We start from the raw sequence: 6,145 nt of genomic DNA on the forward strand, positions 1-6,145 counted from the left end.
CGCGATGGAAGACGGCCTGCGTTTCGCCATCCGCGAAGGCGGCCGCACCGTCGGCGCCGGCGTCGTGTCGAAAATCATCGAGTAAGACGCGCAAGCCGCGCCTGGCTGCGGCAGGCGATTTTCCAACGGAAAATCTGCCAAGCGCAACGCGGTGACGAAAAAGAAGGCCGCCCCAAGGGGGCGGCTTTTTTTGGTTGAGAGCACCGGTTCCAAGGTGCGCCAAAACGGTGCTGCTTGTGTAAGATGGCCCTACAAGCAATATTTGAACTTCTATGGAAAATTATCTTTTTCTGTCTTTTATTCTTCTGGGCTCGGGCATTGCCATTGTCCCCGTCGCCGTCTGGCTTGGCCTAGGTTCCGTGCTGGGTTTCCTGATTGCGGGAATGCTCCTTGGCCCCGCCTTGTCAATTCTAAGTGTCGATGTCGGGAGCCTTGAGCAGTTTGCCGAGTTTGGCGTCGTCATGATGCTGTTCTTGATTGGTCTGGAGCTGGCGCCAAAAAAGCTTTGGGATTTGCGCAAAAGGCTTTTGGGGCTAGGTGGCTTGCAACTGGGTTGCACGTCGCTTGCAATCATGGGCTTGGCTATGGCGCTTGGTCAACCGTGGCAGGCGGCCCTGACCATTGGGTTGATTTTTTCATTGTCCTCTACGGCCATCGTGCTGCAATCACTGCATGAAAAGGGTCTGCTGATGGGCAGCGGAGGGCAGTCAAGTTTCTTGGTTCTACTGATGCAGGATATTGCCGTGATCCCAATTCTGGCCTTGCTGCCGTTGTTGGCGGTGCCGGACCTTGCCGCGATGGGGGCTAGTTCGGTCAGCCACGGCCCCACGACAAGCACCGGGCTTTCACTGAATCTTGTTCAGGACTTGCCCGAGTGGCTGCGGGCGACTGTCACGCTTGGTTCGATCATACTGGTCATTGTTGGCGGGTCTTATCTGACCGGGCCTGTGTTCCGGTATGTCGAATCCGCCAATCTGCCCGAGCTTTTGACGGCAATGGCCCTAACCATTGTCGTCGGTGTCGCCGTTCTGATGATGGTCGTTGGTCTGACCCCTGCGCTGGGGGCGTTCATCGCCGGTGTCGTGTTGGCCAACAGCGAGTATAGGCATGCCCTGGAAAAGGAAATCACCCCATTCAAAGGGCTATTTCTGGGATTGTTTTTTGTAAGTGTCGGTGCCTCGGTAAACTTTGGCTTGATGTTGAAACATGTGGGTTTGATTCTCTCGCTGACCCTTGGCGTGATGATTATCAAAGCTGCGGTTTTGTTGGTTATTGGGCGGCTGTTTGGTGTCACCGGTGCGAATAACTGGCTGTTTGCTCTGGGGATGGCGCAGGCCGGAGAGTTCGGGTTTGTGCTGTTATCCTTCTCGGTCGCAACACATGTGATGAGCTCTGATCTGGCGAACACTTTGATTATTGTTGTTGCCTTGTCGATGGTGTTGACGCCGCTGTTTTTTGTGTTTTACGACAAGGTTATTGCACCGCGGTATGCGCCAGTCCGGCCATCAGAGAACTAATGGCAACGAGATGGTCATGCCCGGCGACAACGTGTCGTTCGGCGTTGAGCTGATCGCACCGATCGCGATGGAGCAGGGCCTGCGCTTCGCCATCCGCGAAGGCGGCCGCACCGTCGGCGCCGGCGTTGTTTCCAAAATTATCGAACAATTTTGGAAAGCGGTGGGCGGCAGTTGCTCCGAAGGAGCAATGAGAGCCCACTCGGTTGAACTAAGGAAGGCCGTCCCACATGGGGCGGCTTTTTTGCGGTCAATTATATGATTGGAAATTCGGCGCGGGCTATTTTAAGCTGCTGATACTTATCAATATTCACCTATTAGTTGTGACGCTCATTTTGCGTCGTCAGAGTCCGTTGAATGAAACAGAAATTCATAATCTTGAGTTTAGCTTTGATCACTCTCATCGCTGTTTTGGTCCATGGCGAAAGAGGTGCCAAAGAGAGCGAAGAGATTGCGGCGATGCGGAAACAAAAGGCGCAACGCGAAATCGATCCTCGCGTGCAGCGATACATTGATCGAAGGAAGCGTTGCCCAAATGCAAATGAGAGCTTTGGTTGGATTTGTGGAAACATAGTGCGTTTCCCCGGCGCGCATTTCTCTGAAGTGTGCACGACACAAAAAGTTCCGTTCTTTTCCGGGAGCCTTGCTCTGCCCAACCAACCGTCCTTTCTGGGGCACAGCTTCGGTCAGAAGTTCCAACTTCCTTTGGACCCGCTCGTTCCTTGCGATGTAGGCTGGCCGGAGGAAACACATGAATGTGCGGGAATTGGGTTAAGTCCTGCAGAAGAATTGAGTTTCGGATATTTTGGTGAGGTGCCGCCAGCTCCCTTGGCCAATGACTTTTTGCCGCCCCCATACGAATTGAAGCACACTCAAGCACCGGATGCATTTGCCGAACTGGATGGCCGACCGGTGGCACTCTTCTATACTGAATGGATCGGCAAGAAGCCCGGAGCCGCTCCAGATCAATGTACACTGCAAATTAAGAAGTTGGACTGGAGAATGAGTATTAGCCTTTCTCTTCCATGCGCAGAAATGAAGGATTGGAAACTGCATATTCGAGCGGCGATTTCAGCAGTTGAAGATGGCACAATCTCGCGCGACCCTGGGGCCAGTTGCGATGTTCCACCGGAAGAAGTTGTGCTCCTCATCAACAAGTTCTCCTCTGGAACTATGGATCAGTTTCCTAAATGGCTGGATTTATACGGCTACTGAAACTGTCAACAATACCCCTTGCCAAACCCCACCAACCCCACTACTACGCGCGAGTTCTCAGTAAGAACATCAAGGCGGGGTGATTCCCGCCTTTTGGGTTCGATGAGGGTTGGCGATGCGCGCTTGTCCTCCTCTCAACCTCAACGCCTGATAAAAGGCTGTTAATATGCAAAGCCAAAATATCCGTATTCGGCTGAAGGCATTTGACTATCGCGTTCTGGATGCCAGCACGCAAGAGATTGTCAACACTGCCAAGCGGACCGGCGCGAACGTGCGCGGCCCGATCCCGCTGCCGAACAAGATTGAGAAGTTCACGGTTCTCCGTGGCCCTCACGTTGACAAGAAATCCCGCGACCAGTTCGAGATCCGTACGCACAAGCGTCTGCTCGACATCGTTGATCCGACCCCCCAGACCGTTGACGCGCTGATGAAGCTCGACCTCGCTGCTGGTGTGGACGTCGAGATCAAGCTGCAGTCGTAAGATCGGAGGGTATTATTTATGCGCTCTGGTATTATCGCAAAAAAAGTTGGCATGACCCGCCTGTTCATGGAAGACGGCAAGCAGATCCCTGTGACCGTTCTTCACCTGGACAACCTGCAGGTTGTTGCACAGCGTACCGCTGACAAAGACGGCTACACCGCCGTTCAGCTGGGCGCCGGTGCTGCCAAGGCAAAACGCACCTCGAAGGCCATGCGCGGTCACTACGCCGCTGCCAAGGTCGAGCCCAAGCGTAAGCTGGCCGAGTTCCGCGTCTCTGAAGATGGCCTGATCGATGTGGGCGCCGAGATTTCGGCAGAACACTTCCTGGAAGGTCAGAAAGTTGACGTTTCGGGTACCTCGATCGGTAAAGGCTTTGCCGGTGCAATGAAGCGTCACAACTTCGGTGGTCTGCGCGCCTCGCACGGTGTTTCGATCAGCCACCGTTCGCACGGTTCGACCGGTCAGTGTCAGGATCCGGGCAAGGTGTTCAAAGGCAAGAAGATGGCCGGTCACATGGGTGCTGCCCGTGTTACCACCCAGAACCTGGAAGTCGTCAAAACCGACGCCGACCGTGGTCTGGTCTTCATCAAAGGCGCCGTTCCCGGACCGAAATCAGGTTGGGTCACTGTCAAGGACGCCGTCAAGAAGAAAGCACCGGAAGGCCTGCCTTTCCCGGCTGCTGTGAAATCGGCTGCAACCGAAGCACCTGCGGAAGAAGCACCCGCGAAAGGTGGTGAAGCATGAAACTTGATGTAATCAAACTGGACGGTGGCAAAGCCGGCGACATCGAGCTGAACGCCGATCTGTTCGGCCTCGAGCCGCGCGCGGACATCCTGCACCGTGTGGTCCGTTGGCAGCGCAACAACGCGCAGGCCGGCACCCACAAGGTCAAGACCCGTCGCGAGACCAGCTACTCGACCAAGAAGATCTACCGCCAGAAGGGCACCGGTGGCGCTCGTCACGGTGACCGTAATGCGCCGATCTTCCGTGGTGGTGGTATCTACAAAGGCCCCGTGGTGCGTTCGCATGGTCATGACCTGCCGAAAAAGTTCCGCAAGCTTGGCCTGCGCCACGCTCTGTCGGCCAAAGCCAAAGCAGGTGAACTGGTTGTGATCGAGAACGCCGAAGCCGAAGGCAAGACCGCCGCTCTGGCCAAACAGGTTGCAAACCTGGGCTGGAAACGCGCTCTGGTCATCGACGGCGCGACCGTGAACGAAGGGTTCCTGAAAGCGTCCAAGAACATCGAAGGTCTGGATATCCTGCCGTCGATGGGCGCAAACGTTTATGACATCCTCAAGCGTGACACCCTGGTGCTCACCAAAGCGGCTGTCGAAGCACTGGAGGCTCGTCTGAAATGAGCGCGAAGGCAGAACACTACGACGTGATCCGCAAGCCGATCATCACCGAAAAGTCGACCATGGCGTCCGAAAATGGCGCGGTTGTCTTTGAAGTGGCGATCGACAGCAACAAGCCGCAGATCAAAGAGGCCGTTGAGGCGCTGTTTGGTGTGAAGGTCAAAGCTGTGAACACCACCGTGACCAAAGGCAAGGTCAAGCGGTTCCGCGGCCAGCTGGGCCGTCGGAAAGACGTCAAAAAAGCATATGTGACCCTGGAAGAGGGTAACACCATCGATGTGAGCACCGGTCTTTGATCCGACGCTTACTGCGACTATTCACGGCCTCGGCGGTTCAACCCGCCGGGGCCGATTTCGTTTCAGACCCTGAAACTGTGCGCAAGCAGGTGCTGGAGCAAATGCGAGGTTTCAGCGCCGAACCATATTTTCAGATCGCTGATGAGAAGCTGGGGCTGCTGTCGGTGTTCGATGATCTGAAATACGACCGAGCGGATGTGGACATGGTGTCTCCGGCGATGCGCAAGCATGTGGTCAGCAAGCTCGCCCCGCTTGGGTTTCGTCAGACCTCCGGCACGGTGTTGGAGCACGCCGAGGCCGATATGCGCGTGCACATACCCAAGTTCCACGCCCTCGGCGCGTCGCCCTTCGATATCGCGCGCTATACCGAGAAACGCCCGCAGGACTACTGCCTGCTAACGCCCACGCAGGTGGCCTGTCAGTACGTGGATCACTATGATCTGGACGAGGCCTTGCAACGGATCGAGGGGTTGATTGCGAAACACCCGATCAACCTGCTCAAACTGGCGGATTATCTGGAAGGCAAACCCAAACACGGCGCCTTTCGCGAGGTGCTGGGGCATATCAAGCTCAAGCAGAGGATTGCGGTGGAGTCCGAGCCGCTGTGCCGCAGGCGGTCTTTGGGGTGAGCGCTTGGTTTAGGATTAGGAACTTGTATTTATTGGGGTTCGAGACATAGTTCGGAGAGTTGTTTTGAGGTTCTTATTTTCGATTTGGCCGATATTGTTTGTTGGATTGACCACCAGTCTTCTCGCTCAAGAAGACCAAATAGCGGTCGCCTCTAGAAACGAAGTTTCAGCCGCAGCAAATGAGGTTGCCGAACTCGCATCAGTTCTGGAAGAAGACCTGCTTGCAAGGATTCCTGTCGCCGAAGGTTGGGTTTGCGAAAGAAACTACCAAGAAGAGGCATCCCACGTCGCAGCGCTCCGTGCGATACCCATGGTTTTGCTGAAATGCAGCAAGGGGTATCAGGTGCTTTCTGCGAATTTTGCTCTCGAATCTAGTCATTCAAAGTTGCTTTGTGACGTTATCGAGTCGAAGCAAATGGGGATTGCCGATGGGCGAGTAAAACCTGATCTATTTCGATTCTATGGGAACGGCACGTGGAGCTTGATGCGGGTGTCTGTGGACTTGCAAGGGTGTTATCGAGATGAGCTTGCGTTTTGGGCAAGCGGTTTGCGTGACCAAAACGCGCTAGGGTCAGGACTCATAGCCAATAGATGACGAGTGCTGCGAGGGCGATGGCTGACAGGAAGACCTTCGGGCACCTGTCGTAGCGGGTCG

At 55.2% G+C, this 6,145-nt stretch carries 9 protein-coding genes and 1 pseudogene; all 10 read left to right on the plus strand.

The features are described 5' to 3' along the window. Window positions 1-85: EF-Tu C-terminal domain-related protein (locus ACR1XY_RS23880; protein ID WP_199709399.1), on the plus strand; the 85-nt coding region annotated here is incomplete at its 5' end. Window positions 86-272: 187 nt separating this feature from the next. Then, the gene (locus ACR1XY_RS23885; protein ID WP_480597218.1) at window positions 273-1,517 is read left to right on the plus strand and encodes a cation:proton antiporter domain-containing protein; all 1,245 of its coding nucleotides are present in this window, start codon (window positions 273-275) and stop codon (window positions 1,515-1,517) included. Between the two features lies 1 nt (window position 1,518). Then, window positions 1,519-1,662: pseudogene (locus ACR1XY_RS23890) on the plus strand (EF-Tu C-terminal domain-related protein); the annotation flags it as partial. A gap of 209 nt (window positions 1,663-1,871) precedes the next feature. After that, window positions 1,872-2,729, plus strand: coding sequence for a hypothetical protein (locus tag ACR1XY_RS23895; protein ID WP_480597220.1), 858 nt, complete (start codon window positions 1,872-1,874; stop codon window positions 2,727-2,729). A 166-nt stretch (window positions 2,730-2,895) separates the two neighbouring features. Then, entirely contained in the window at window positions 2,896-3,210 is a 315-nt protein-coding gene (gene rpsJ, locus ACR1XY_RS23900; RefSeq protein WP_008756422.1) for a 30S ribosomal protein S10, read from the plus strand. Between the two features lie 18 nt (window positions 3,211-3,228). Beyond that, window positions 3,229-3,954 carry a 50S ribosomal protein L3 gene (gene rplC / locus ACR1XY_RS23905; protein ID WP_480597222.1) on the plus strand — a complete coding sequence of 242 codons (726 nt, stop codon included), beginning with the start codon at window positions 3,229-3,231 and terminating at the stop codon, window positions 3,952-3,954. After that, window positions 3,951-4,568: a 50S ribosomal protein L4 gene (rplD, locus tag ACR1XY_RS23910; RefSeq protein ID WP_298853836.1), complete on the plus strand. Its 618-nt coding sequence runs from the start codon at window positions 3,951-3,953 to the stop codon at window positions 4,566-4,568. The genes rplC and rplD overlap by 4 nt, the downstream gene beginning before the upstream one ends. Beyond that, on the plus strand, window positions 4,565-4,861 hold the full coding sequence (locus ACR1XY_RS23915; RefSeq protein WP_008757532.1) for a 50S ribosomal protein L23: 297 nt from the start codon (window positions 4,565-4,567) through the stop codon (window positions 4,859-4,861). The genes rplD and ACR1XY_RS23915 overlap by 4 nt, the downstream gene beginning before the upstream one ends. Then, entirely contained in the window at window positions 4,858-5,490 is a 633-nt protein-coding gene (locus ACR1XY_RS23920; protein ID WP_480597224.1) for a hypothetical protein, read from the plus strand. The genes ACR1XY_RS23915 and ACR1XY_RS23920 overlap by 4 nt, the downstream gene beginning before the upstream one ends. Before the next feature lie 64 nt (window positions 5,491-5,554). Then, window positions 5,555-6,085 carry a hypothetical protein gene (locus ACR1XY_RS23925; RefSeq protein ID WP_480597226.1) on the plus strand — a complete coding sequence of 177 codons (531 nt, stop codon included), beginning with the start codon at window positions 5,555-5,557 and terminating at the stop codon, window positions 6,083-6,085. The last annotated feature ends 60 nt before the right edge of the window (window positions 6,086-6,145 follow it).

The organism is Ruegeria sp. AD11(2025), from assembly GCF_056542405.1.